Raw genomic sequence first — 23,220 nt, forward strand, 5'->3', positions numbered from 1 at the left:
CCGATGATAAAACTGCCTTCGCGAGTCGGTCGAGTGAACGATAGTAGCTCGATCCGGATACCGCCGTTACCGGTTATGAAGATTACGACTATGTCGTAAAACAGAGTGGAACCGCGGGCCACCGTCTCTGTCAGGGGATGGGGGCTCTTTTTATGTTAAATAGGAGGTTATGATGAGAGAATTAACCGTATATAATACGCTATCCAGAAAAAAAGAGGCTTTTAAGCCTGTTACCCCCGGGCAAGTGAAGATGTATGTTTGCGGTATTACGCCGTATAACCATTCGCACATGGGAAATGCGCGTCCCTTTGTTACTTGGGATGTTATTAAACGTTATTTGAAGCACTTAGGCTATGCCGTTACGCATATTCAAAATTTTACGGATGTGGATGATAAGATTATCAATGCCGCCAACGGAGAAGAAGTATCGTGGGATACAATTGCCAATCGATATATCGCTTCTTACTTTGAAGTCATGGATAAGCTCCACATTCAACGTGCCGATAAATATCCGCGCGTATCTGAACATATGGATGATATTATAGCCATGATTTCCAAACTGATTGAAAACGGCCATGCCTACGAGTTGGACGGCGATGTATATTATCGTGTTCAGAGTTTTGAACACTACGGGGAATTGAGCCATCGTTCCTTGGACGATATGATGGCCGGAGCTCGTATCGAAGTGGACGACCGCAAAGAAAATCCCATGGACTTTGCTCTCTGGAAAGCTGCTAAACCGAGTGAACCGTCTTGGGACAGTCCTTGGGGAAAAGGCCGTCCGGGTTGGCACATTGAATGCTCGGCCATGAGCTTAAAATACTTGGGCGAACCCTTTGATTTTCACGGTGGCGGCAGTGATTTGATATTTCCTCACCATGAAAATGAAATCGCTCAGACTGAAGCTTGTTGCAATCACGGCCCTATGGTCAATTATTGGGTACACAACGGCTTCATTACTATTGATTCTGAAAAGATGAGTAAGTCGTTGAATAACTTTTTCCTCGTCAAAGACGTATTGGAACATTACAGTCCCGATGCGCTTAGATACTTCCTCATATCCAATCATTACAGAAGTCCCTTGGATTTCAGTGACGAACGCTTGACGGAAATGACCCGTAGCCTGGAACGCCTCGGTACGGCTATTGATAATACTTTGTGGTTATTGGAACAGCCGTCGGGCGGCAAATCCGAATTATCGGCTGCTTTATTGGCCGATGCGCAACGTACTATGGAAGATTTTGAAACGGCTATGTGTGATGACTTCAACACGGCTCTTGCCAGTGCGGCCATGTTTGAATTGGCTAAGAAAGTCAATATTTATACGAGCGAAGTATCGACGAACGGCGTACCGGCAGACAGCGCCGTCCTTTCGGAAGTAAAGCGTATTTTTAAAACTATGACGGATATTCTCGGGGTCTTGGAGGATCGCTGGAACGGTACGGCCGGAAAAGCGGATGATAAGGACTATGCAGCCTTGATGGATGTTATTCTTGAATTGCGCCAGGAATGCCGGGCTCAGAAGCAATATGCTTTGGCCGACGCTATTCGCGACAAGTTGTCGGACTTGGGAATTACCATTGAAGACTCGCCTCAGGGAGCGCGTTGGAAAAAGTGAAATTCGAACAGTTTCAACAAGTAAAGAAAGAAGCCCTTAAGGCCTTTGCAGACGATACGACCTTGAACGTACCGTTTGTTGATGTAGCCCGTACGGACTCGTTGAATCTGGCACTCATAGGCGATGCCTATTATGCCTTGACTTTGCGTCGATGCTTAACGGCTACGGGTATACCCAATGCCCGGGTATTGCATTCCCTGGCGGCCGAATTTGTTTCCGCCAAGGTGCAGTCCGTCGTTTATGAAGCCCTTAAAGAAGATTTTACAGAAGAGGAAACGGCTGTTTGCCGCCGTGCACGCAATGCGAAGATGCAAGTTCCCAAGAGCGCCACTGTCGGTGAATATCGCAACAGTACGGCCTTGGAAGCACTTATCGGCTATCTGATTCTTTCCGAACAAGATGAACGGTTACAGCAAATCATGAATTGCATTGTTTCTTATACACGAAAATATAGTCGTGACTCACATAAGGAGTAGCCTGTGGATACATCGATTATTGCAGGACGCAACAGTGTCACCGAAGCCCTGAAAGCAGGGCGTTCGGTGACAAAAATTTATATGACTGCCAAAAAAGAGGCACCGCCTTTGGCTCGTATTCGAACTTTGGCGAAAGAGCGAAAAATTCCCGTCGAATTCGTTGATAATCGAGCTATGGAGCGACTGGCTCCGGGCATACGGCATCAAGATGTCGTTGCCCTTGCCGCAGCCGTTGACTTTGCCGATTTGGACGATGTTTTGGCCAAGGTGCGGGAACAGGGGGAGATGCCCTTTTTGGTTCTTGCCGACGGCATTGAAGACGTCCACAATTTGGGTGCTATCATTCGTACGGCTGAATGTGCCGGCGTACATGCCATTTTGGTGCCGCAAAGGCACAGCGCCCCTATAAATGAAACGGTAGCCAAGACCTCGGCCGGTGCCGTGGAATACATGCCGGTCGTTCGTATCGGCAATGTGACGACTACGTTGAAACAATTAAAAAAACAGGGGTTCTGGGTTTTAGGGGCCGACATGGTCGGCGAAGAAAACTATTACTCCCTGTCTGCCGATATGCCACTGGTATTGGTTATCGGTAGTGAAGGTAAGGGGATATCCCGTCTTGTGAAGGACAATTGCGACGTACTCGTACGCATTCCTATGTTCGGTCGGATTAACTCGTTAAATGCTTCCGTAGCGGCAGCTCTTCTCATGTATGAAGTAGCTCGTAAACGACACCGGGAAAAGTAGGTGCGAAAATGAAAGATCTCTATATCATAGACGGCTATAATATTATTTTTGCTTGGAAGGATTTGCAGGCTCTGGCCGATGAATCATTGGAACATGCACGTCAACGACTGATCGATACGATTGCGGGTTACGGTAAAATAAAAGGAGTTGAAGCGGTCATTGTTTTCGATGCCATGTACACGGATGAAGGGGCGAAAGAAGAGTCCGTTGGCAAGGATTGTCGCATTGTCTTTACGGATAAGGATGAGACGGCGGACAGTCGTATAGAACGCCTTGTGTACGAGCATCGACGGGAACGACGCAGCCTTTTTGTCGCCACATCGGACGGAACGGAGCAACAGCAGATTCTCGGTAGCGGGGCCTACCGCGTATCGGCTAGGGAACTTGCTGAAGATGTAGCTCGTATGAAGCACGAAGAAAAACAATATGTGCACGGTGAGGTTCATTTGACGGGAGTCCGTAACGAAGTCGTCCATCGCGTGAAAAATACGGACGTTTGGGAAAAGCTGGAAAAAATACGTCGCTCGAAATAGGAGACATATATGGAAGAACGACAAGATACAAACTTTCAGGATATGGCAGATGAAAAAGTAGCAGCTCTGGCATCAGCCGGCAATGCGGCCGCTTCCGATTATTTAATACAAAAATATCGAAACCTTGTTAAATCCAGAGCTCATGCCTACTTTCTTGTCGGAGCCGATGCGGAAGACCTGGTGCAGGAAGGAATGATTGGCCTTTATAAGGCTATTCGCGATTTCAAGCCGCACATGCATACTATTTTCAGTGCTTTCGCGGAAATTTGTATTACGCGTCAAATCATTTCGGCCGTTAAGACGGCAACGCGGTATAAACATGCTCCGTTGAACTCGTACGTCTCCATCGATCGCCCCGTTTATGCAGATGAATCCGAACGCACCTTGCAGGATGTTTTGACCGGAGAAAAAGACCTGAACCCGGAAGAACTCGTCATTAATGAAGAAGCGTACAAAGACATGGAATTGCGCATGAACGAGGTACTCAGCGATTTGGAATGGCAAGTTCTGTTGGCCTATTTGGAAGGAAAATCGTACAATGAAACGGCTGAGAGTCTCAATCGTCCCGTAAAGTCCGTCGATAACGCCTTACAGCGTATTAAGCATAAGCTGGAGGAATATGTGCATGCTCGTGACGGGAGAAATTCTATTGATAGATAGTCGAAAAGAGTGTACAATAATTGCGTTAGCATGAGTATAAGGAGGAGTACGGTGATTAACTTTTTGGAAGTTCTCGTAACTATAGTATCGTTAATTTTAATCGGTGTTGTTGTAGCACAAAAGAGCAAGACTCAGGGAATGGGTGCAGGCTTCGGCGGCGGTGCGGAAGATTTGTTCGGCAGTCGGGCACGCGGTATGGATGCCTTGCTTTCGAAAATGACCATTTTCTTTTCCGTCATTTTCGCCATCTTGACCCTTGTCTTGGGACGATTGATGCATACATTTTAAACAACGGAACCTGCGGTACTTACCGCAGGTTTTTTGTTGCCCGAAACAGCAGACGTACATGAGATATGATATAATATTTTTATATGTGTATCAGTAGATTGTGAAAGTAAAAGGAGAGACACGCTTCGTGGTTTTTCAAGGCAAACAGCGGCATATGACGGAGAAGGTCGCAGAAATAACAGGAATATATAAGGGATATACGCGTTCCTTCGGTTTTGTCGTCACGCCTGACGGAGAAGATGATGTATACGTAGCCGAAGAAAATCGACATACGGCCATGAGTAACGACAAGGTTATCGTTAAGATTACGTCTTCCGTAGGAAAGCGTAAAGAAGGGACGATCGTGACTATTCTCGAACGAGCTAATGAAACTTTGGTGGGAACCTATGACCGTCAGGCTCATTTCGGGTTTGTGACCCCTGATGATCCGCGTTTACATGAAGATGTGTACATTCCCTTGGATAAAGCCTTGAACGCTCGTACCGGAGCGAGAGTAGCCGTAAAGATTACGGCATGGCCTCAGGAATATCAGAAGGCGGAAGGCGAAATTACGGAAGTTCTCGGCTATACGGGCGATAAGGACCTGGATGTAAAGGTTATTATGGCACGTCACGGTCTGCCTTTTTCCTTCCCGGACGAAGTAGCGGAAGCAGCCGATGCTTTGGATAAGACTGTAAGCCTTGAAGCGGGACTGGCTGATTATCGCGATAGACAACTTATTACCATTGACAGTGAAGATGCCAAGGATTTGGATGATGCCGTTGACGTGGTTCGCCTGTCTAACGGGCATTATCGATTGGGTGTTTATATTGCCGACGTAAGTCGCTACGTAAAATCCGGGTCGGTCATTGATGAAGAGGCCTATAAGCGAGGGACCAGCGTCTACCTTGTAGACCGTGTTATCCCCATGTTACCGGAAGTTTTGAGTAACGGCATTTGCAGTTTAAACGCCGGAGAAGACCGGTACAGCATGGCCTGCGTTATGGAAATCGATGAAACGGGTCTTGTCGTATCTCGGCATATCGGACCTGCAGTCATTCGTGTCAAACGACGTTGTAATTACAAGGAAATACGGAAGGCTTTGGAAGACGGGATTATTCCCGATGATTTGCAGCCCTTCATGCCTATGATTGAAGACTTGCGTGATCTGTCCAAGATTTTAAAAGATATGCGTCTGCGTCGAGGTGCCGTGGACTTCGAGTTTCCGGAATTTAAGATTATTCTCGATGAAGAAGGCACTCCTTTACGGATGGAAGAGCGGCAACGTTCCGTAGCTGAACGGATTGTAGAAGAAGCCATGCTCATTGCCAATGAAACCGTTTCCACCTACTTGGAAGGGACGGGAAACCCGACGGTTTTCAGAATTCATGAAATACCGGACAAAGAACGGATTGAAATGATGAAAACCGTGTTGTCCGTATTTAATCTGCCCGTTCCTTCAGCAGAGAATCCGACGCCTGAAGAATTCCAGCTTCTTTTGGAAAAGGCGGCGGGAACGGAGGCGGAACAAGTTGTTCAGACCATAGCCTTACGCGCTATGCAACAGGCACGTTATGCGACTGTAAATGCCGGCCACTTCGGTTTGGCTTCTGAAAGCTATACGCACTTTACATCGCCCATTCGACGCTATCCCGATTTATTGGTTCATCGATTGTTGCGTAAATATGCGGTGCACCCTGTTGTAAAGGCTGAAGAAAAAGCGGCGGATGCATTGTTTTTGGCCAATGCGGCCGACCATGCGAGTGTGCGCGAACGCGTAGCCGTTGAAGCGGAACGAGATACGGCGGATTTGAAGAAGGCCCAGTATATGAAGCCCTTTATCGGCGAGTCGTATGAGTCCCATATTACGGGGATTACAGGATTCGGACTCTTCGTATCCCTCGACGACGGTATTGAAGGCCTGGTTCATATTTCCTATTTACGGGATGACGAATACATTTTTGACGAAGGTACATATACCCTCGTAGGTTGTCGAAGCGGTCGCCGCTATCGGTTAGGGGATGCTATGACCGTTACCTTGGCTTCCGTCGATACGGAACGCTGTGAAATCGATTTTGTTCCCGGGCGTATTGATTCTTTAGAAGATTTACAGACCCTTTTAGCCGGTCGTAAAGCGAAAAAGAGCGGAAAAAAGACTGAAAAGAAATCGGGTAAGAAAGATCGTAAAAAGGGACAAAAAAAGGAAAAAATCCCTTCATCCCAATCACAGAAGAGTCGTAAAAAGGGTTCTAAACTCAGTAGCGTAAAAGGAAACTCGAAGAAAAACGGTAAGGGAAAGGGTAAAGGAAAGAAAAAGCACAGGAGGTAACACCGTGGCGGAAACAAAGGGCATGAAATATATTACGGACAATAGAAAAGCCCGACACGATTATTTTATACATGACACGTACGAAGCCGGCTTGGCTCTTACGGGAACGGAAGTAAAGTCGCTGCGTGCCGGCCGAGTGAATCTGAAAGACAGTTTTTGCCGTATTGATGACGGTGAAGCCTATATAGTCGGTATGCATATCAGTCCGTACGAACAGGGCAATCGTTTTAATGCCGATCCCTTACGGACTCGCAAATTGCTGTTACATAAATACGAAATTGTTAAACTTATCGGTGCGACCAAGGAAAAGGGGTATACACTTATTCCCCTTAATTTGTATTTCAAAAAAGGACGGGTCAAGGTGACCGTCGCTTTGGCAACCGGCAAAAAGCTTTATGACAAACGACAGGCTATAGCGGAAAAAGAAGCAAAACGCGATATTGAAAGACGCATGAAGAATAAAGAATATTAGAGTAGACATAACAGTCGGAGGAATAGATTATGAAATGTCGTCAATGCGATAATGAAGCTGTATATGCAGACGGCTTGTGCGAGTCCTGCCATGCCCGTCAACAAGAGGACGTACAGGTCATGTCCCGTGCCGAGCGGGACGGATTTACGGGTCAAACCGTTGATGAAGAAGGACGTGTATATACTGAGGACGTAAGAGAAGATGAAAGCCTTCAGGGGCGGGTCCATATTTACACCAAAATGCCCTTGCGTATCAAGGCGGCCTTAGCGGTCATTATCTTCTTAATAGCCGCCGTCATCGTCGGTATTTTCGGCCTTTTACTGGTTGCCTTGCCGTATTTACTGGCCATCCTGGGGATTTATATTGTTTATTCCGTTGTACGTAAATTTTTGAGTTGACTGCAGTAGGTGAAACTATGAAAAAAAACTTGATGATTATTGACGGAAGTAGTCTGTTATATCGGGCTTTTTATGCCATGCCGCCTTTGAGCGACAGTCAGGGACGGCCGACTAATGCCGTGTACGGTTTTTTAAATATGCTTTTGAAACTTTACGCCGATTTGGATCCGTATTACGTGGCCGTCGCTTTTGATAAGGATAAACATACGTTCAGAAACGAATTATATGCCGATTATAAGGCGACAAGAAAACCGGCTCCCGATGAATTGCGACCTCAGTTTGCACTCATTCGGGAGGTTTTGGCATGTTTAGGCATTCATGTGCTGGAAACGGAAGGCTATGAAGGCGATGACATTATCGGGACCGTTGCCAAACAGGTGCCGACGGACAATACGTCCGTGTCCGTTATTACGGGTGACCGTGATGCTTTGCAGCTGGTAGATGACAACATTACGGTGTATCTGACTAAAAAAGGTATTTCCGAGATGCTTGCCGTAACTCCCGATGTCATGCAAGAAGAGTACGGATATACACCCGCTCAGGTCATTGATATGAAGGCCCTCATGGGCGATACGTCTGACAATATTCCCGGAGTTCCCGGTGTAGGTGAAAAAACGGCGCTTAAACTGATTACCGAATACGGTACGGTTGAGGGCGTATATGAACATTTAGATGATATAAGCGGCAAGAAGTTGCGTGAAAAACTGGCGGATAATAAAGATAAGGCTATGTTGTCTAAAGAATTGGCTACCATTAATTGCCATGTACCCGTTGAATTCGACGAAGCGGGATTTTTGCCCCATCCGCGGGAGGGGGAAGTGCGTGATTTGTTCAAACAGCTGGGCTTTCGCAATCTGCTCAAACGTTTCGCCGCCTTTGATCGGTTCGCGTTTTTGGAACAAGCTGAAGAGACGGTGACTCTAAAGCAGTTGAAAGAATTGAAGGCCCGTGATGTGAAGGGGAAGACGGTAGCCTTAGCGGCTCATTATGAAAATACACCGGGACATTCGAAAATAAGTACCTTGACGTTAGCCGTTGAAGGCGGTGTATACGAGGTAAAAAGTGAGGATATAGGACAGTGGCTTACGGCTTTGGAAGACTCTGAGGTCGTTGTGACTGCTGACGGGAAATCCCTGTATAAGGCGGCTCTTTGTGCGGGAATAGGAGATTTACCCGTATATGATGTAACCTTGGCAGCCTATCTGTTGGACCCGACGCGAACGGCTTACGGCCTGACCTATTTGTCTGAAGTATTCGGGCGCACTCTGAATGAAGTTAAGGGCGAGGCTCAAAATGAGACGGCTAACGAAGCCGCTTTCGTCTACTCCCTCTACGGACCTGTACAACAGGCCCTGGAAGAAAAAGGGCTGTCATCCCTTTTTGAAACTATCGAATCCCCCTTGGAACGGACTCTGGCCGTTATGGAATTAAACGGTTTTACTGTAAACAGAGATCGTCTGGAAGAGATGAAGGCCGACTTGTCTCGAGAAGCGGATGCCTTGGAAACGGAAATTTACGACTTGGCCGGTGAGTCCTTTAATATTAATTCGACGAAACAGTTGGGCGTTATTTTGTTTGAAAAAATGGGACTTCCCGTTATTAAAAAAACAAAGACCGGGTACTCGACGGATTCGTCTGTCTTGGAAGAATTGGCGGAACAAAGCGAGATCGTGCCGAAAATACTCAAGTTCCGTGCCTTGAAGAAGTTGATTTCCACGTACCTCGACGGCTTGGAACCCCTCATTGACGAGAAAACCGAGCGTGTTTACACGTCGTTTAACCAAATGGTGACGGCTACGGGACGCCTCAGCAGCTCGGATCCGAACTTGCAGAACATTCCTATTCGTACGGAACAGGGTCGCAAGATTCGTTCCTTCTTCGTACCCGGAGAAGGGTATGACTATCTCGTGTCCGGTGACTATTCACAAATAGAACTGCGCCTTTTAGCTCACTTGTCACAAGATCCGACGATGATTGACGGCTTTAAGCATAATCAGGACATTCACCGTCGAACGGCATCGGAAGTTTTCGGCGTGCCTTTTGATGAAGTGACCGGTGAACTGCGCTCTCATGCCAAGGCGGTGAATTTCGGTATTATTTACGGTATCAGCGATTTCGGTTTGTCACGAAATCTGGGGATTACACGTAATAGGGCTAAGGAATATATTGAATCGTACTTTGCCCGATACAGTACCATTCACGACTATATGAACGGGTTGGTGGAAGAAGCAAGACGCACCGGCGAATCACGTACCATGTTCGGTCGCTTACGCACCTTACCGGAAATCAGCAGTAAGAATTTTATGCGCCGCTCCTTTGCAGAGCGTACGGCTATGAATACGCCTATTCAGGGAAGTGCCGCCGACATTATCAAACTGGCTATGAATGCGGTTCAGAAAAAATTGGAAGCACTAAACCTGCACAGCCGCATGCTTGTACAGGTTCACGACGAACTGGTTTTAGAAGTGCCGGCGCAAGAAAAAGAAACGATTGAAAAACTTTTGAAAGAAACGATGGAAGAAGTCGTTACCCTGTCGGTACCGCTTATTGCCGATATTCATACGGGAACGAACTGGGAAGAAGCCAAGTAGGAGAATATCATGCCTGAACTTCCGGAAGTCGAAACGGTCCGTGCGACCTTGGAACCCGTATTGACGGGGCGAACGATTACCCATATAGATATTACCTTGCCGCGCCTTATAAAAAATGCGACGGTAGAGGCATTTTCAAAGGCTCTTTCGGGCTGTACTTTTACTGCCGTGGGGCGTAAAGGAAAGTATTTGCGCCTTTGTACGGACGGATCGTCGGATTTACTCGTTCATTTGCGTATGACGGGAAGTCTTATTTATGACGCTGCAGGCAACAATAGGCCGAAGACGGCTCATATCGTCTTTCACCTTGATAAGGGCCTTCTTTACTATTGCGACGTACGCACCTTCGGTTGTCTGTGGCTTGCAAAGCCGGGTGAGAAGACGGGCATTTCCGGCTATGACGACCTCGGTCCCGATGCCAATTCGTCGGCGGTTACGGCTGATTATTTGCGTGAAAAAATGAAAGCTTCGTCGCGAACTGTAAAGTCCTTTTTGCTTGATCAAACCGTTTTGGCCGGATTGGGAAATATTTACGTAGACGAAGCTCTCTTTCTTGCCGGCATTCGCCCGTCGCGTCGCTGCAATCACATCGGTAAGGAGCGAACGCAGAGACTGGCAAAGGCCATTCATACCGTCTTGGCTGAAGGCATTGAATACGGCGGTACGACGATTCGAGATTTTGTCAACGGTAGCGGTCGGGAAGGGGAAAATCAGGAAAATCTGGCCGTTTACGGCCGTGAGGGAACGCCGTGCAAAACGTGCGGAACCCTTATTAAATACGTAAAGCAGGGCGGCAGGGGCACCCACTATTGTCCGCACTGTCAACACTAGGAGGCATACATGTATCGAATCGGCTTGACCGGCTCCATTGCTACGGGGAAGAGGACGGTTACGAATATGTTGAAAGAATTGGGAGCCTTTGTCATTGACTGTGATAAGACGGCCCGAGATGTGGTGGCACCGGGAACGCGGGGCCTTGCAAAAATTGAAGCGGCCTTCGGTAAAGATGCGGTAGCTGCGGACGGTTCCATGGATCGCGTCTATATAGGCGATTTGGTGTTTAGGAATCCGGAAATGAAAAAACGCTTGGAAAATATCCTCTTTCCCCTTATTTTTGAGGCCCTGGATGAAGAACTTTTGCGCCTTGAAAGAGAGGGTGCAACGCCTGTCGTCTTTCTTGACATGCCGCTTTTGTATGAAGTAAAATATGACTCGTACGTCGACGAGGTATGGCTTGTATACGTTCCCTTTGAAGTACAGCTAAGCCGCTTAATGAAGCGGAACGGCTATACAAAAGAGGAGGCGCTGTTACGGATTCATTCGCAAATTTCCGTCGATAAGAAAAAGTCCCTTGCCCAACAGGTAATCGATAATTCGGGAACCTTGGAAGATACAAAAGAGCAAGTGCGTTCTTTATGGGAAAGGTTACAAATGCGTTTGTAAAACGGAGGCATCAGTGAGAAGAAAAAGCAGAATCGGTACAATTGTCATAGCCGTCTTTTTCGTTCTCCTGTCGGCATTTTACTTTTCAGGGTGGCGCCAGACCTTTATGCGTACCTTGGTATATCCTCTGGAATACGACTATATTGTTCGTGAATACGCTCGCGTAAACGGCGTGCGTCCCAGCTTGGTGGCAGCCGTCGTTCTGGCGGAAAGTAAGTTTAAGGACAATGCATCCTCTCATCGCGGAGCCAGCGGTCTCATGCAAATTATGCCCGAAACAGGTGAGTGGATTGCCGAAGAAACGGGTATGGTCGGCTTTAAACCCGAAATGCTTAACGACGTCAGTACGAATTTGCGCATGGGTACCTGGTATTTAGCTTACTTACTGCGTGAATATGACGGCAATACGGTGCTGGCACTGGCAGCTTATAACGCCGGACGGGGGCATGTAGACGAATGGATGAAGGAATACGGTTGGGACAAAAATTTTTCCGAAATCGACAGCATACCCTTTTCAGAAACGCGGGAATATGTTAAAGTAGTAATGCAAAACGAAGAGAAATACAAAGAGTTGTATGAATTTTAGTTTTCAGGCGGTTGTGGCGGAATGGCAGACGCGCTGTCTTCAGGCGGCAGTGATCTTTGGTCGTGCGGGTTCAAGTCCCGCCAACCGCACCATTTTTACTCATGGACGAGAGATTAATCGAAACAGTGAAACAATGGAATATGGATGCGTCTCTCCCACTTCAGGTGGGAGATTTTACATTACGGAAGGATTTTTCCGAAGCGAGTCTTCAAGATGATGACTATGCAGTTATCTTTGCGTATGTAAACGAACGCAAGGGATGGACCGTTGAAGGCGTGTATCATAACGGGTCGGGAGATTTTTCCGTACGTACGGATATCGGCATGTTGGAATTTACGCTCATTGAGTTTATAACGGACGATTTTGCGACCTTTACAAAGATGGTCGAAAAGCGATTGCCGCATATTATTGAAACTCACTATGTGCACTGTCGGGAAGATTTTTCCGTTATTTTAACGAATAAGGGGGTTCCCGACGGTGACTGGCAGGATCTTTTGCCTCTTGAGTACGCCGGCTTTGAACGGATCATCGAGCCGTCTGAGGCCGTGCGGATTATTAACGGCTCTTACATGGTAGTAGCCTATTATGACGCATCGACTCGCAGCGGAGTGTCGATTATGTACAACCTGTTGCGTGATGATTTTTTTGCAGAACGGCGTGTACGCAATTTCCCCAATCTCGTGCACGATTTTGACAGTAAGACGGTAGATGAATTGCGCACCGCCTTGTCGGAAAATTTGCGCTCCGTTCTGGATGACGTACGAGGACAGATAAAGTAATTACGCATTGTACGGACTCATTGCAAGTGGTATAATCATAAGTAATTTGTGGACTTTGTTTTGAGAGTGGGTGGAAACCCGCTCTCAAATTTTATGCGGACCTTATTTTTACGAACAGTTGGTGAAATGAATGAAACGAAGCGATATTGAACAATTGGTCTCACAAGAAGTAGAAACAATCATTGCCGGAACGGATTTGGAGCTCGTCGATGTCGAATACGTACGGGAACGGGACTGGTATTTACGTGTCTTTATTGATAAAGAAGGCGGCGTAGGCCTCGAGGACTGTCAGGCAGTGAGTGAAAAACTCTCCGAATTTCTCGATGTCAAAGATCCCATTACGGATAAATACTTGCTTGAAGTCTCTTCACCCGGGTTGGACCGTATTTTGAAGAAAGATACAGACTTTGTTCGCTATAAGGACCGCCATGTGGATGTACACTTTTTTACACCCTACAAAGGAGTTAAAAGCCTTACGGCCCGTCTTGTCGGCAAGGATAAAAGCGGCGTCGTACATCTTCTCATAGATGAAGAAGATGCGGCCATAGACAGCAAGGATATTTCGCAAATACGATTACATATAGATTTTTAACGGAGGTTGTGCAACAGTGAATAAAGAACTGCTCAGTGCCATTGAATACTTGTCTAAAGAAAAGGGCGTTACGGCCGATGTCATCTGTGATTCCTTGGAAGCCGTGCTGATTACGGCGTATAAAAAGGAATACGACGGAAACCCCAACGCTACGGTTCGCTTAGACCGGTTGACAGGCGACTACAGCATCGTGTCTCCCAAGACGGTTGTGGCTGAAGTAGCTGACGAAGAAAATGAAATATCCTTGGAAGATGCGCGAGCTATCGACAAGGGATATGAAGAAGGCGATGAAATTTTAGTAGATGTGACGCCGAAAAACTTCGGACGTATTGCCGCACAGGCAGCAAAACAAGTCATGATTCAACGCCTTCGTGAAGCGGAACGAAATATTGTATATGATGAATTTTACGGCCGTACGGACGATATCATTACGGGCATTATTCAACGTATTGAACAAAAAAACGTATATATCGATTTAGGTAAGGCTGAAGCCGTATTGCCTTATTCGGAACAGATTCCTACGGAAGAATACACGGTAGGACAGCGAATTAAATGTTATGTAGTTGAAGTAAGGAATTCGCCTAAGGGGGCGCAGATTCAATTATCCCGCACGCATCCGGGCTTGTTGAAACGCCTCTTTGAATTGGAAGTTCCCGAAATTTACGATGGCGTTGTGGAACTGCATTCCGTGGCTCGCGAACCGGGTAAACGCTCTAAGATTGCCGTTTACTCGCGCGATCCGAACGTGGACTGCGTCGGTGCCTGTGTCGGACCGAAAGGCGCACGGGTGCAGAACATTGTCATGGAACTGCAAAACGAAAAAATCGACATCGTTAAGTGGGACGAAGATCCGGCAGTATACATTGCTAACGCACTCAGCCCGGCTCAGGTTGTTTCGGTCACGATTGATGAAGGTGCAAAATCGTCCGTCGTAGTCGTCCCCGACTACCAGTTGTCCCTGGCTATCGGTAAAGCCGGACAAAACGCCAGATTGGCGGCTAAGCTCACCAATTGGAAGATTGATATTAAGAGCGAAAGTCAAGCCGAAGACGGTGACGTGGCTACCGGAGACGATGACATTTTGGCTGAATTCGACGCAGTCGATAATGAAGCGACTTCTATGCCGGTTGAAGACGAAGTCTAGGAGGCCGACATGAAGATGAGAAAAATCCCGCTTCGTGTCTGTGTCGGTTGCCAGGAGCAAAAGCCGAAAAAGGAATTACTTCGGATTGTTCGCACACCGGAAGATACGGTGGAAATCGACAAGACCGGCAAAAAATCGGGTCGAGGCGTGTATGTCTGTGCCGACCCGGCATGTCTTGAAAAAGCGTATAAAGAACATCGGTTGGAACGGTCTTTGAAAAAAGCCGTTTCTGAAGAAATATATGATCAACTCCGCAAGGAGTTGGAATAATGAGCGACAAAGTATTGAATCTCGTCGGTTTGGCACATAGAGCCGGCAAGACAGTATGCGGTGCTCAGGCTGCAGAGCAGCAAATAAAGAAAAACGGAGCGGCCCTGTTGTTTCTGGCAAGTGACAGCGGTCCTACGAATGAAGAACGATATGTGCGATTCGGCACACGTAAACATATAGATATGATTCGAACGTACTCGAAAGAACAGTTGGGCCTGGCCTTGGGGCGCTCACAGACGGCGGTAATCGTCGTGACCGACAAGGGCTTTGCCGAAGCTATGATAAAGGCGGTACAGGAGATGGAATAAGTACGGAGGGGGTAACCAGATGACGAAAAGAGTATTTGAAGTAGCAAAAGAATACGGAGTACAGACAAAAGAAGTCATTCAGGCTTTGGCAAATAAAAATATAAAAGCGTCCAATTTTACGGGCGTAGATGATAAGATGAAGGCCGTCTTGGATACAGCATTTAAAGGCGGTTCCAAACCGGCACAACCGCAGCAGAAACAGTCGGCAGCACGCTCGAACGGAGATAATCACCGCAATGCGGCTGCACCGGCACATACACGGCACAGTAACGGTGAACGTCGCGAACGTCCGGCAGGGCAACAGCAGGAACACCGCCATACATCGCAACGTGACGGTGCTAAGCAGGGCGAAGACAGAAACGGTAACAGACAGCAACGTGCCCAGGCAGGTGCTCAGCGTCCGGCAGGAAACCGCCGTCCCGATAACCGCAACAATGCTCGTCCTCATGACAATCGTACGGCCGACGGCCGCCATGATTCTCGCAGCGGCAATGACCGTAACCGTAACGACCGTAATGTACGCTCTGGCACTCAGACACAGGGCAATCGTCCGGACAGCCGTAAGAACGGGGCATCTCAGTCGGGCGGACAAAATGGTGAAAGCAAACGGACGAAATTCTTTAACCGGACACAAGGCGGTGAAGGAAACAACAACCGCAAGGGGAAAAATGACCGTAACGCCAAAAACGATCGTAACGGCAAGAATGCCGGTCGTCCCAAGACTCTCTTGACCGATGCGTTGAGCAAGGGTAAGAACAAGAAAAACCGTAAGGGCGGCCATGGTCAGCAACATGATTTCCATCAGAACCAACCGCAGAAGAAAAATTACCCCGAATCCATTGAATTACCGGAAACGATTACGGTTAAGGACTTTGCCGAACGCTTGGGCCGTGAAGTGGCGGAAGTCATCAAACGTCTTCTCCTGGGCGGTATCATGGCGACTATTAATCAGGAAATCGACTACGATACGGCTTCTCTTATTGCCGATGAATTCGGCGTAACCGTAACGATGGAAGCTCCGCCGGAAGATCCGACGGAAATCGAAGAAATCATCGATGCTCCCGAAACCTTAAAGACTCGTCCCCCCGTAGTTACCGTTATGGGTCACGTCGACCATGGCAAGACCAGCCTTCTTGACGCTATCCGCAAAACAAACGTTACGAGTCACGAAGCCGGCGGTATTACGCAGCATATCGGGGCTTATCAGGTACGTTACGAAGGTAAAAAGATTACCTTCATGGATACGCCCGGTCATGAAGCGTTTACGTCCATGCGTGCTCGCGGTGCCCAGGTTACGGATATTGCCGTCCTCGTAGTAGCGGCTGATGACGGCGTTATGCCTCAGACCATTGAATCCATTAATCATGCTAAATCGGCGAATGTTCCCGTTATCGTGGCTATTAATAAAATTGATAAAGAAGGGGCTAATCCGAGCAACGTTATGCAACAGTTGACGGAATACGGTCTCATCAGTGAAGATTGGGGCGGCGATACCATTATGGTTCCCGTTTCGGCTCACACGAAACAAGGCCTCGATGACTTATTGGAGAACATCCTCGTCCTTGCGGAAGTATCGGACTTTAAGGCTAACCCCGATCGTCCGGCCGAAGGCGTTGTTATTGAAGCTCGCCTCGACAAAGGCCGCGGTACGGTAGCTTCCGTCCTCGTACAAAAAGGTACCTTGCGCGTCGGCGATTCCATCCTCGTAGGCAACACGTACGGCAAGGTGCGTGCCATGAATAATGAACGAGGCGAACGCGTTAAAAAAGCGGAACCGTCCTTGCCCGTAGAAATTCTCGGGCTGAATGATGTACCTGAAGCCGGCGATATTCTTAATGCAACAGATGAAAAGACGGCTCGTTCCGTAGCGGAAAAACGTTTGGAAAAGAAACGCTCGTCCGAATTGAGTGTTAAATCGAAGGTTACCTTGGATGATCTGTTCAGCCAGATTCAACAGGGTGAGCTGAAGGAACTGTCTCTTATTGTCAAAGGCGACGTACAAGGTTCTGTCGAAGCACTCAGCCAGTCCCTCTTGGCCATTAAGAGCGATGAAGTACGTATTGCCATCGTTCATGCCGGCGTAGGGGCTATTACGGAATCGGATATTATGTTGGCGTCGGCTTCCAATGCCTTGGTTATCGGCTTTAATGTACGTCCCGATACGGCGGCTCGTAAAGCGGCGGAAAAGGAAAGCGTCGATTTGCGTACATACCGCGTCATTTATGATGCGATTAACGATGTAGAAGCGGCTATTAAGGGTATGCTTGACAAGAAGTACGAAGAAAACATTATCGGTCGTGCGGAAGTACGCAAGGTGATTACGACGCCGAAGGTTATCGTTGCCGGTTCGTACGTTAAGGAAGGCAAGATTACGAGTACGTCAAAGGTTCGTCTTATCCGTAACGGCATTGTCGTTCATGAAGGCGATTTGGACGGATTGCGTCGTTTCAAAGACGATGTAAAAGAAGTGGCTGAAGGTTATGAATGCGGTATTACCATTGACGGCTACCGCGATATAAAAGAAGGCGACGAAGTGGAAGCCTTCGAAATGGTAGAAGTAGTGCCTAAATAAGGCTTAATGTAAAGTGAGGCTCTTATGGGAGAATTACGAGTACGTAAAATACAGGAATTCATTAAGCAGGAAGTGTCTCGTATTGTCCTGCAGGAATTAAAGGATCCCCGTCTCGGTTTTGTGACCGTTACGGATGCCCGGATTACGGGCGACTTGCGGGAAGCGACTGTATACGTGAGCCTCTTCGGATCGGATGAAGAAAAGAAAAATACCCTTGCCGCCTTGAGCAAGGCTCAAGGGTATATCCGCTCGGAAGTGGGTAAACGATTGGGTATCCGCTATTCGCCGCAGATTGAATTTAAAGAAGATGAATCACTCGAATACGGCATGAAAATCGAATCGATTTTACATGACATTGAGAAGAAGGATTAGATTATGAATGGTACTCCCGAAGAATTGCGGGCTCTTTTTGAGCGCCATGATTCCTTTCTTTTAACTGCACACGTCAGTCCCGACGGTGACGCGCTGGGGTCCCTGGCAGCTCTGTCCCTCTGGCTGAAAGGCAAGGGGAAAAAGGTTATTACCGTCATTGATGACAGTATTGACGACAAATTCTTTTTCATTGAAGAATGTCAACATATTCTGCGCCCTTCGGATGTAGAAGCTGAAGCGGGACGAATCGGAGTTGTTCTCGATGCGACGGATCCGAGTCGAACCGGTGAGACGGCGAAACTCTTGGGGGACTATACGGTCAACATTGACCACCACGTATCCAATGCTCATTTTGCCGACTGCGAATATATTCTTACAGACTGTGCCGCAACGGGAGAAATATTGACGGATCTTTTTTTGAAGTGGCAAGAAGAAATCACACCGTCCATGGCTGATGCCTTGTATATGGCCATTGCTACGGATTGCGGTTTCTTTAAGTTCAGTAATACGACAGGGCATACTTTGCGTTGTGCTGCAGCTTTAGTTGATGCGGGAGCTCGTCCCAATCGGATTTCCGAACACTTGGAAGAAACGACACTGGTAAAGACAAGGGCGCTGTCACAAGTCTTACAGCAAATAGAACTCTTTGAAGGTGGTCGTATAGCCGGAATATCCTTTACGGAAGATGTCTTGAAATATACGGGCGAGCACACGGGCGGCTACATCGATTACGCTCGTCGTATTAAGGGCGTTGATGTGGCTTTTACGGTGAAGGCTGTCACAGGGGAGCAGACTCGTGTCAGTCTGCGCTCCAAGGATGTAGATGTCAATGCCGTAGCTGCCGTATTCGGTGGCGGCGGGCACATTCGTGCAGCCGGTTGTACCGTCAACAAGTCGTTGGATGAAACAAAATCCTCCTTAATTGAAGAAATACGGAAGGTTTTATGATACACGGAATCGTTAATGTTCTGAAACCGTCCGCCATGTCCAGCCACGATGTGGTCGGACGGGTGCGACGTATTTTCGGTATGAAAAAGGTCGGTCACGCCGGCACCTTGGATCCCTTGGCTGCCGGCGTTTTGCCCGTTTTTCTCGGTCAGGCAACACGCCTTATCGAGTACAGCGGTGATGACGACAAGACCTATCGTGCCGAGTTCGTATTCGGTTTTACGACGGATACGGAAGACTATACGGGAACGGTAGTCTCACAAAGTGATGCCCCGCGGCCTGTAAAAGAAGAATTGGAGGCCGTACTGAAAGAATTCGTCGGTGCGGGAAAACAGCGACCCTCCAAGTATTCAGCCATTAGCATCAACGGGGTTAAGGCTTACAAATTGGCACGACAAAACAAGGAATTCGAGCTGCCTGACAGGGACATTTACATTGATGACGTAACCCTTCTGGCCTATGACGGGTATCGAGCCGTTATAGAAGTAGACTGTTCCAAGGGGACATATATTCGCTCGCTCATTCGTGATATAGGCGAAAGATTGGGGACACAGGCCGTCATGACCGGGCTCTTGCGAATGCGTGTAGGTAACTTTTCTATTAGTGAAGCGGCTACTCTCGAAGAATTGGCCGCCGAAAAAGAAAAGTTTCTCCTTCCTATCGATGCGGCATTACCGCATATGGCGGCGACGACCTGCTCGAAAGATCAATATGCCGCTCTTTTGCAGGGCCGTCCCGTACCCTTTGCCGGACGAGGTCTTGCCGACGGTGAAGTAGTTCGAATTTACGACCCGATGCATATCATGGTCGGTGTCGGGACCTTCGATGTGTCCCACCATATTCTAAGGCCGCATAAAATGTTTAGCGGCGAGAGGTAGTTATGAACGTATACGATTCGTTGGAAGCGGCAGCTGTTTGCAGGCATGCCGTCATTGCCTTGGGCACCTTTGACGGCGTCCATGTCGGTCATCGTCGAGTCATGGAAACGGCTATGTCTGAAGGCAAGCGACTGCATGTGCCGACGCTGGTTCTCACCTTTTCGGCTCACCCCTTATCGGTCTTAAACCCCTTAAAAGAGCCGGCAAGGCTTGCTACAGTAGAACAAAAAGAAGAATACATACGGTCCGTAGGCATTGACGGTCTCATCATGTTGCCTATGACGCAGGAACTGCTCAACCAATCGCCTGAAGACTTTTGCGCCTGTCTGATTAAGTATCTCGCTCCGTCGGAGATTGTCGTAGGCACGAACTTTACGTACGGTAAAAAGGCGGCAGGCAATACTGAGACCCTTGTGCAGTCTATGGGCGATGCCCATATTCCCGTGCGTGTCCTCGATCTGGTTGAAGCCCCGCAGTCCGACTACCCGGTCAGTTCAACCGTCATACGCGGACTCATAGCTAAAGGAGAAATGCAAGAGGCCATGACTCTTTTGGGCCGACCGTTTGAACTTCGGGCCGAAGTTGTATCAGGCGATCGGCGGGGGAGGACTATCGGATTCCCTACGGCGAATATGCTTATTCCTCCGAAGGCGGCTCTGCCACCCGACGGTGTATATGTAACCGGTGTCGTCTTGGACGGAAAAGAATGGCCCGCCATGACCAATATCGGTAATAATCCCACGTTTACGCGACAATACAGACGCGTGGAGACGCATATTCTCGACTGGTCCGGCGATATTTACGGGAAAACCGTAACTCTGCGTTTTTATAAACGGCTGAGGGATGAGAAGAAGTTTTCATCCATTACTGAATTAGTCGATGCCATGAAAGTCGATAAAAAAAAGGTATTATTGCATTTTTCAGCACATACATGATTGCGTTAAACGTATATCTATGATACACTCAAATCATAGTTATACGTTTATTTTATTTAAAGGAGTGATTGTGTATGAAGTTCTCTGATGTGGCAATGAGCCTGAAAGCATCGGAAATTCGTGAATTGCTTAAACTCACTACTATGCCGGAAATTATTTCCTTTGCCGGCGGTCTTCCTGCACCGGAATTGTTCCCTATTGAGGATATGGAAAAAGTAGACGTGGAAATCCTCAGAAAAGAAGGACGACAAGCAGTACAGTACGGCACGACGGAAGGCTACAATCCCTTGCGTGAAAAAATTGCGAAACGCATGAAATCGGCCTTTGATATTGACTGTACTTTTGAAGATTTGGTCGTTACAGCCGGCTCTCAGCAGGGCTTATCCTTATTGGGCCAGATTTTCCTTAATAAAGACGACATCGTATTGGTTGAAAGCCCGACGTATTTGGGTGCTATAAACGCATTCAAACTGAACTTCCCGAAATTTATCGAAGTACCGACGGACGATAAGGGTATCGTTCCCGAAGCACTCGAAAAAATCTTGGCTGAAAACGACAGAGTTCGCCTCATGTATGTTATTCCCGAATTCCAGAACCCGACGGGTATTACGTGGCCTTTAGAACGCCGCAAAGCGGTTATGGACATTATGAATAAATACGAAATTCCCGTTATTGAAGATAATCCGTACGGTGAACTTCGCTATGACGGCGAACGCGTACCGACCTTGAAATCCTTGGATACCAAGGGTAATGTTATCTTCCTCGGTTCGTTCTCGAAAATTTTCATGCCCGGTTTCCGTATCGGCTGGATGGTTGCAAACCCCGAAGTTATCGACAAAGTCGTTAAATTGAAACAGGCTGTAGACTTACAGACCTCTTCCTTCGGCCAGCGCCAGGCAGCTTACTACATGGATATGTTCGACTTGGACAAACACGTAGCTACGATTCGCAAACTCTACGGCGAACGTCGTACACTCATGTATGACTGCATGAAGAAATATTTCCCCGAAGGCGTTACCTTTACTTATCCGGAAGGCGGCCTCTTCACTTGGGTAACCTTGCCGGAAGGCATGGATGCTAAAGAATTGATGCCTAAGGTACTCGATCGTCAAGTAGCATACGTTCCCGGCGGTCCCTTCTACCCGAACGGCGGCAACGCCAACCACTTCCGCCTCAACTATTCGAATATGCCTCCCGAAAGAATTGAAGAAGGCATCAAACGGTTGGGTGAAGTATTACACAGCGAGTTAGGCAAATAGATAAACTCCCCCTATCTATGCCTAATAAATACAAGAAAAAAGCCCCTTGCGGGCTTTTTTCGTTTATAGAGGGAAATTGACTTTTATTCTGATTTTACGTATAATATGAGTATAAGTTTAACCTTTTGACTTTATAACTTAAAAAGAAGGAATGGCCTATGAACAATATAAAGACCGTATTTTTTATGACCCTCATGGGTGTCATTTTTCTGGCCCTGGGTTATGTAGCCGGAGGCAGGTCGGGCATGACCTTTGCTCTGGTTTTTGCCATAGGAATCAATGTCTTTTCCTATTGGTTCAGTGATTCTATGGTGTTGCGTATGTATAATGCCAGAGAAGTGGGGTCCGACAGCCGACTCTATCATATTGTACAGGATTTGGCCAAGCGCGACGGCTTACCCGTTCCGCGAGTATACGTTATCGCTTCCGACGTCCCCAATGCCTTTGCGACGGGGAGGAGTCCTTCCCATGCAGCCGTTGCGGCTACGGAAGGGATTTTGACCATGCTTGACGATGAAGAGATTCGCGGTGTGTTGGCTCATGAAATGTCTCATATCAAACATCGTGATATTCTCATCAGTACCATTGTGGCTACCTTTGCTACCGCCGTATCCTATTTAGCCAATATATTGCAGTGGGCGGCTATTTTCGGTGGCGGTCGTGATAATGATGATGACAACGGCGGCGGGGGCGGTATTATCGGCCTGCTTGCTTCCATTATTATCGCACCCTTGGCAGCGACTATGGTTCAGTTGGCCGTTTCGAGAACGCGTGAATATATGGCCGACGACGCAGGCGGCAGACTAACGGGAGATCCCCTGGCATTGGCAAGTGCCTTGGCGAAGATTGATGCCTATGCACACAGAAGAGTATTGCCCGGCGCTACGGAGTCGACGGCTCACATGTGTATCATTAACCCCTTTGCCGGAGTTGGTAGCGGTATTGCCAAGCTTTTTAGCACCCATCCGTCGACACAGGATCGAATTGCACGCTTACAAAAGCTGGACAGAGAATTACATCGTAGATAAACGAAAGGCTATGCT

The 23,220-nt window shown here is 47.8% G+C and carries 25 protein-coding genes and 1 tRNA gene; all 26 read left to right on the plus strand.

Features of this window, described 5'->3' with window-relative positions:
• Positions 1-172 precede the first annotated feature (172 nt).
• The 26 genes from cysS to htpX all read left to right on the plus strand — a co-directional run bounded on the left by cysS (position 173) and on the right by htpX (position 23,205).
• Positions 173-1,618 carry a cysteine--tRNA ligase gene (gene cysS / locus HMPREF9429_RS04715; RefSeq protein ID WP_040773837.1) on the plus strand — a complete coding sequence of 482 codons (1,446 nt, stop codon included), beginning with the start codon at positions 173-175 and terminating at the stop codon, positions 1,616-1,618.
• A complete protein-coding gene (locus HMPREF9429_RS04720; protein WP_040774235.1) occupies positions 1,615-2,094 on the plus strand; it encodes a Mini-ribonuclease 3 in 480 nt (159 codons plus the stop codon). The genes cysS and HMPREF9429_RS04720 overlap by 4 nt, the downstream gene beginning before the upstream one ends.
• A 3-nt stretch (positions 2,095-2,097) precedes the next feature.
• Positions 2,098-2,841: a 23S rRNA (guanosine(2251)-2'-O)-methyltransferase RlmB gene (gene rlmB / locus HMPREF9429_RS04725; RefSeq protein WP_006942062.1), complete on the plus strand. Its 744-nt coding sequence runs from the start codon at positions 2,098-2,100 to the stop codon at positions 2,839-2,841.
• An 8-nt stretch (positions 2,842-2,849) separates the two neighbouring features.
• Positions 2,850-3,374, plus strand: coding sequence for an NYN domain-containing protein (locus HMPREF9429_RS04730; protein WP_006942063.1), 525 nt, complete (start codon positions 2,850-2,852; stop codon positions 3,372-3,374).
• A gap of 9 nt (positions 3,375-3,383) precedes the next feature.
• Positions 3,384-4,034 carry an RNA polymerase sporulation sigma factor SigH gene (gene sigH, locus HMPREF9429_RS04735; RefSeq protein WP_006942064.1) on the plus strand — a complete coding sequence of 217 codons (651 nt, stop codon included), beginning with the start codon at positions 3,384-3,386 and terminating at the stop codon, positions 4,032-4,034.
• A 51-nt stretch (positions 4,035-4,085) separates the two neighbouring features.
• On the plus strand, positions 4,086-4,322 hold the full coding sequence (secG, locus tag HMPREF9429_RS04740) for a preprotein translocase subunit SecG (RefSeq protein ID WP_040773840.1): 237 nt from the start codon (positions 4,086-4,088) through the stop codon (positions 4,320-4,322).
• A gap of 154 nt (positions 4,323-4,476) precedes the next feature.
• The gene (rnr, locus tag HMPREF9429_RS04745) at positions 4,477-6,630 is read left to right on the plus strand and encodes a ribonuclease R (RefSeq protein WP_156780733.1); all 2,154 of its coding nucleotides are present in this window, start codon (positions 4,477-4,479) and stop codon (positions 6,628-6,630) included.
• Positions 6,631-6,652: 22 nt separating this feature from the next.
• Positions 6,653-7,102, plus strand: a complete 450-nt coding sequence (smpB, locus tag HMPREF9429_RS04750) for an SsrA-binding protein SmpB (RefSeq protein WP_040774238.1) — start codon at positions 6,653-6,655, stop codon at positions 7,100-7,102.
• 29 nt (positions 7,103-7,131) lie between these two features.
• Positions 7,132-7,500, plus strand: a complete 369-nt coding sequence (locus tag HMPREF9429_RS04755) for a hypothetical protein (protein ID WP_006942068.1) — start codon at positions 7,132-7,134, stop codon at positions 7,498-7,500.
• A gap of 17 nt (positions 7,501-7,517) precedes the next feature.
• Positions 7,518-10,091, plus strand: coding sequence for a DNA polymerase I (gene polA / locus HMPREF9429_RS04760; protein ID WP_006942069.1), 2,574 nt, complete (start codon positions 7,518-7,520; stop codon positions 10,089-10,091).
• Between the two features lie 9 nt (positions 10,092-10,100).
• Positions 10,101-10,922 carry a DNA-formamidopyrimidine glycosylase gene (gene mutM / locus HMPREF9429_RS04765; RefSeq protein WP_006942070.1) on the plus strand — a complete coding sequence of 274 codons (822 nt, stop codon included), beginning with the start codon at positions 10,101-10,103 and terminating at the stop codon, positions 10,920-10,922.
• Positions 10,923-10,931: 9 nt separating this feature from the next.
• Positions 10,932-11,534, plus strand: a complete 603-nt coding sequence (coaE, locus tag HMPREF9429_RS04770; protein ID WP_006942071.1) for a dephospho-CoA kinase — start codon at positions 10,932-10,934, stop codon at positions 11,532-11,534.
• Positions 11,535-11,547: 13 nt separating this feature from the next.
• Positions 11,548-12,120, plus strand: a complete 573-nt coding sequence (locus HMPREF9429_RS04775) for a lytic transglycosylase domain-containing protein (RefSeq protein ID WP_040773845.1) — start codon at positions 11,548-11,550, stop codon at positions 12,118-12,120.
• Between the two features lie 7 nt (positions 12,121-12,127).
• Positions 12,128-12,212: transfer RNA gene (locus tag HMPREF9429_RS04780), tRNA-Leu, on the plus strand.
• 33 nt (positions 12,213-12,245) lie between these two features.
• Positions 12,246-12,899 carry a hypothetical protein gene (locus HMPREF9429_RS04785; RefSeq protein WP_232216646.1) on the plus strand — a complete coding sequence of 218 codons (654 nt, stop codon included), beginning with the start codon at positions 12,246-12,248 and terminating at the stop codon, positions 12,897-12,899.
• A 130-nt stretch (positions 12,900-13,029) separates the two neighbouring features.
• Positions 13,030-13,491: a ribosome maturation factor RimP gene (locus HMPREF9429_RS04790; RefSeq protein WP_006942074.1), complete on the plus strand. Its 462-nt coding sequence runs from the start codon at positions 13,030-13,032 to the stop codon at positions 13,489-13,491.
• Between the two features lie 16 nt (positions 13,492-13,507).
• Entirely contained in the window at positions 13,508-14,635 is a 1,128-nt protein-coding gene (gene nusA / locus HMPREF9429_RS04795) for a transcription termination factor NusA (protein ID WP_006942075.1), read from the plus strand.
• A 9-nt stretch (positions 14,636-14,644) separates the two neighbouring features.
• Positions 14,645-14,905 carry an RNase P modulator RnpM gene (rnpM, locus tag HMPREF9429_RS04800; protein WP_006942076.1) on the plus strand — a complete coding sequence of 87 codons (261 nt, stop codon included), beginning with the start codon at positions 14,645-14,647 and terminating at the stop codon, positions 14,903-14,905.
• Positions 14,905-15,213 carry a L7Ae/L30e/S12e/Gadd45 family ribosomal protein gene (locus HMPREF9429_RS04805; RefSeq protein WP_006942077.1) on the plus strand — a complete coding sequence of 103 codons (309 nt, stop codon included), beginning with the start codon at positions 14,905-14,907 and terminating at the stop codon, positions 15,211-15,213. The genes rnpM and HMPREF9429_RS04805 overlap by 1 nt, the downstream gene beginning before the upstream one ends.
• Positions 15,214-15,232: 19 nt before the next feature.
• Entirely contained in the window at positions 15,233-17,785 is a 2,553-nt protein-coding gene (infB, locus tag HMPREF9429_RS04810) for a translation initiation factor IF-2 (RefSeq protein WP_006942078.1), read from the plus strand.
• A gap of 24 nt (positions 17,786-17,809) precedes the next feature.
• Positions 17,810-18,157: a 30S ribosome-binding factor RbfA gene (gene rbfA / locus HMPREF9429_RS04815; RefSeq protein WP_006942080.1), complete on the plus strand. Its 348-nt coding sequence runs from the start codon at positions 17,810-17,812 to the stop codon at positions 18,155-18,157.
• A 3-nt stretch (positions 18,158-18,160) separates the two neighbouring features.
• Positions 18,161-19,105, plus strand: a complete 945-nt coding sequence (locus HMPREF9429_RS04820; protein ID WP_006942081.1) for a DHH family phosphoesterase — start codon at positions 18,161-18,163, stop codon at positions 19,103-19,105.
• The gene (gene truB, locus HMPREF9429_RS04825; protein ID WP_006942082.1) at positions 19,102-19,983 is read left to right on the plus strand and encodes a tRNA pseudouridine(55) synthase TruB; all 882 of its coding nucleotides are present in this window, start codon (positions 19,102-19,104) and stop codon (positions 19,981-19,983) included. The genes HMPREF9429_RS04820 and truB overlap by 4 nt, the downstream gene beginning before the upstream one ends.
• A gap of 2 nt (positions 19,984-19,985) precedes the next feature.
• Positions 19,986-20,918 carry a bifunctional riboflavin kinase/FAD synthetase gene (locus HMPREF9429_RS04830; RefSeq protein WP_006942083.1) on the plus strand — a complete coding sequence of 311 codons (933 nt, stop codon included), beginning with the start codon at positions 19,986-19,988 and terminating at the stop codon, positions 20,916-20,918.
• A gap of 74 nt (positions 20,919-20,992) precedes the next feature.
• Positions 20,993-22,177 (plus strand): aminotransferase-like domain-containing protein, encoded by a 1,185-nt coding sequence (locus tag HMPREF9429_RS04835; protein WP_006942084.1) that lies wholly within the window; start codon positions 20,993-20,995, stop codon positions 22,175-22,177.
• Between the two features lie 158 nt (positions 22,178-22,335).
• Complete coding sequence (htpX, locus tag HMPREF9429_RS04840) at positions 22,336-23,205, plus strand: zinc metalloprotease HtpX (RefSeq protein ID WP_006942085.1); 870 nt, start codon at positions 22,336-22,338, stop codon at positions 23,203-23,205.
• Positions 23,206-23,220: the final 15 nt, after the last annotated feature.

The sequence above is a fragment of the Megasphaera micronuciformis F0359 genome (genome assembly GCF_000165735.1).
Classification (GTDB): Bacteria; Bacillota; Negativicutes; order Veillonellales; family Megasphaeraceae; genus Megasphaera; species Megasphaera micronuciformis.

What these genes read in the sequence shown, in the direction of transcription:
- HMPREF9429_RS04805 (WP_006942077.1), top strand. Translation starts at nt 14,905, where the DNA reads ATGAGCGACAAAGTATTGAATCTCGTCGGTTTGGCACATAGAGCCGGC.
- HMPREF9429_RS04830 (WP_006942083.1), top strand. Translation starts at nt 19,986, where the DNA reads ATGAACGTATACGATTCGTTGGAAGCGGCAGCTGTTTGCAGGCATGCC.
- HMPREF9429_RS04730 (WP_006942063.1), top strand. Translation starts at nt 2,850, where the DNA reads ATGAAAGATCTCTATATCATAGACGGCTATAATATTATTTTTGCTTGG.
- infB (WP_006942078.1), top strand. Translation starts at nt 15,233, where the DNA reads ATGACGAAAAGAGTATTTGAAGTAGCAAAAGAATACGGAGTACAGACA.
- truB (WP_006942082.1), top strand. Translation starts at nt 19,102, where the DNA reads ATGATACACGGAATCGTTAATGTTCTGAAACCGTCCGCCATGTCCAGC.
- HMPREF9429_RS04820 (WP_006942081.1), top strand. Translation starts at nt 18,161, where the DNA reads ATGAATGGTACTCCCGAAGAATTGCGGGCTCTTTTTGAGCGCCATGAT.
- coaE (WP_006942071.1), top strand. Translation starts at nt 10,932, where the DNA reads ATGTATCGAATCGGCTTGACCGGCTCCATTGCTACGGGGAAGAGGACG.
- htpX (WP_006942085.1), top strand. Translation starts at nt 22,336, where the DNA reads ATGAACAATATAAAGACCGTATTTTTTATGACCCTCATGGGTGTCATT.
- rbfA (WP_006942080.1), top strand. Translation starts at nt 17,810, where the DNA reads ATGGGAGAATTACGAGTACGTAAAATACAGGAATTCATTAAGCAGGAA.
- HMPREF9429_RS04790 (WP_006942074.1), top strand. Translation starts at nt 13,030, where the DNA reads ATGAAACGAAGCGATATTGAACAATTGGTCTCACAAGAAGTAGAAACA.
- sigH (WP_006942064.1), top strand. Translation starts at nt 3,384, where the DNA reads ATGGAAGAACGACAAGATACAAACTTTCAGGATATGGCAGATGAAAAA.
- mutM (WP_006942070.1), top strand. Translation starts at nt 10,101, where the DNA reads ATGCCTGAACTTCCGGAAGTCGAAACGGTCCGTGCGACCTTGGAACCC.
- smpB (WP_040774238.1), top strand. Translation starts at nt 6,653, where the DNA reads ATGAAATATATTACGGACAATAGAAAAGCCCGACACGATTATTTTATA.
- HMPREF9429_RS04835 (WP_006942084.1), top strand. Translation starts at nt 20,993, where the DNA reads ATGAAGTTCTCTGATGTGGCAATGAGCCTGAAAGCATCGGAAATTCGT.
- HMPREF9429_RS04755 (WP_006942068.1), top strand. Translation starts at nt 7,132, where the DNA reads ATGAAATGTCGTCAATGCGATAATGAAGCTGTATATGCAGACGGCTTG.
- rnpM (WP_006942076.1), top strand. Translation starts at nt 14,645, where the DNA reads ATGAAGATGAGAAAAATCCCGCTTCGTGTCTGTGTCGGTTGCCAGGAG.
- polA (WP_006942069.1), top strand. Translation starts at nt 7,518, where the DNA reads ATGAAAAAAAACTTGATGATTATTGACGGAAGTAGTCTGTTATATCGG.
- cysS (WP_040773837.1), top strand. Translation starts at nt 173, where the DNA reads ATGAGAGAATTAACCGTATATAATACGCTATCCAGAAAAAAAGAGGCT.
- rnr (WP_156780733.1), top strand. Translation starts at nt 4,477, where the DNA reads ATGACGGAGAAGGTCGCAGAAATAACAGGAATATATAAGGGATATACG.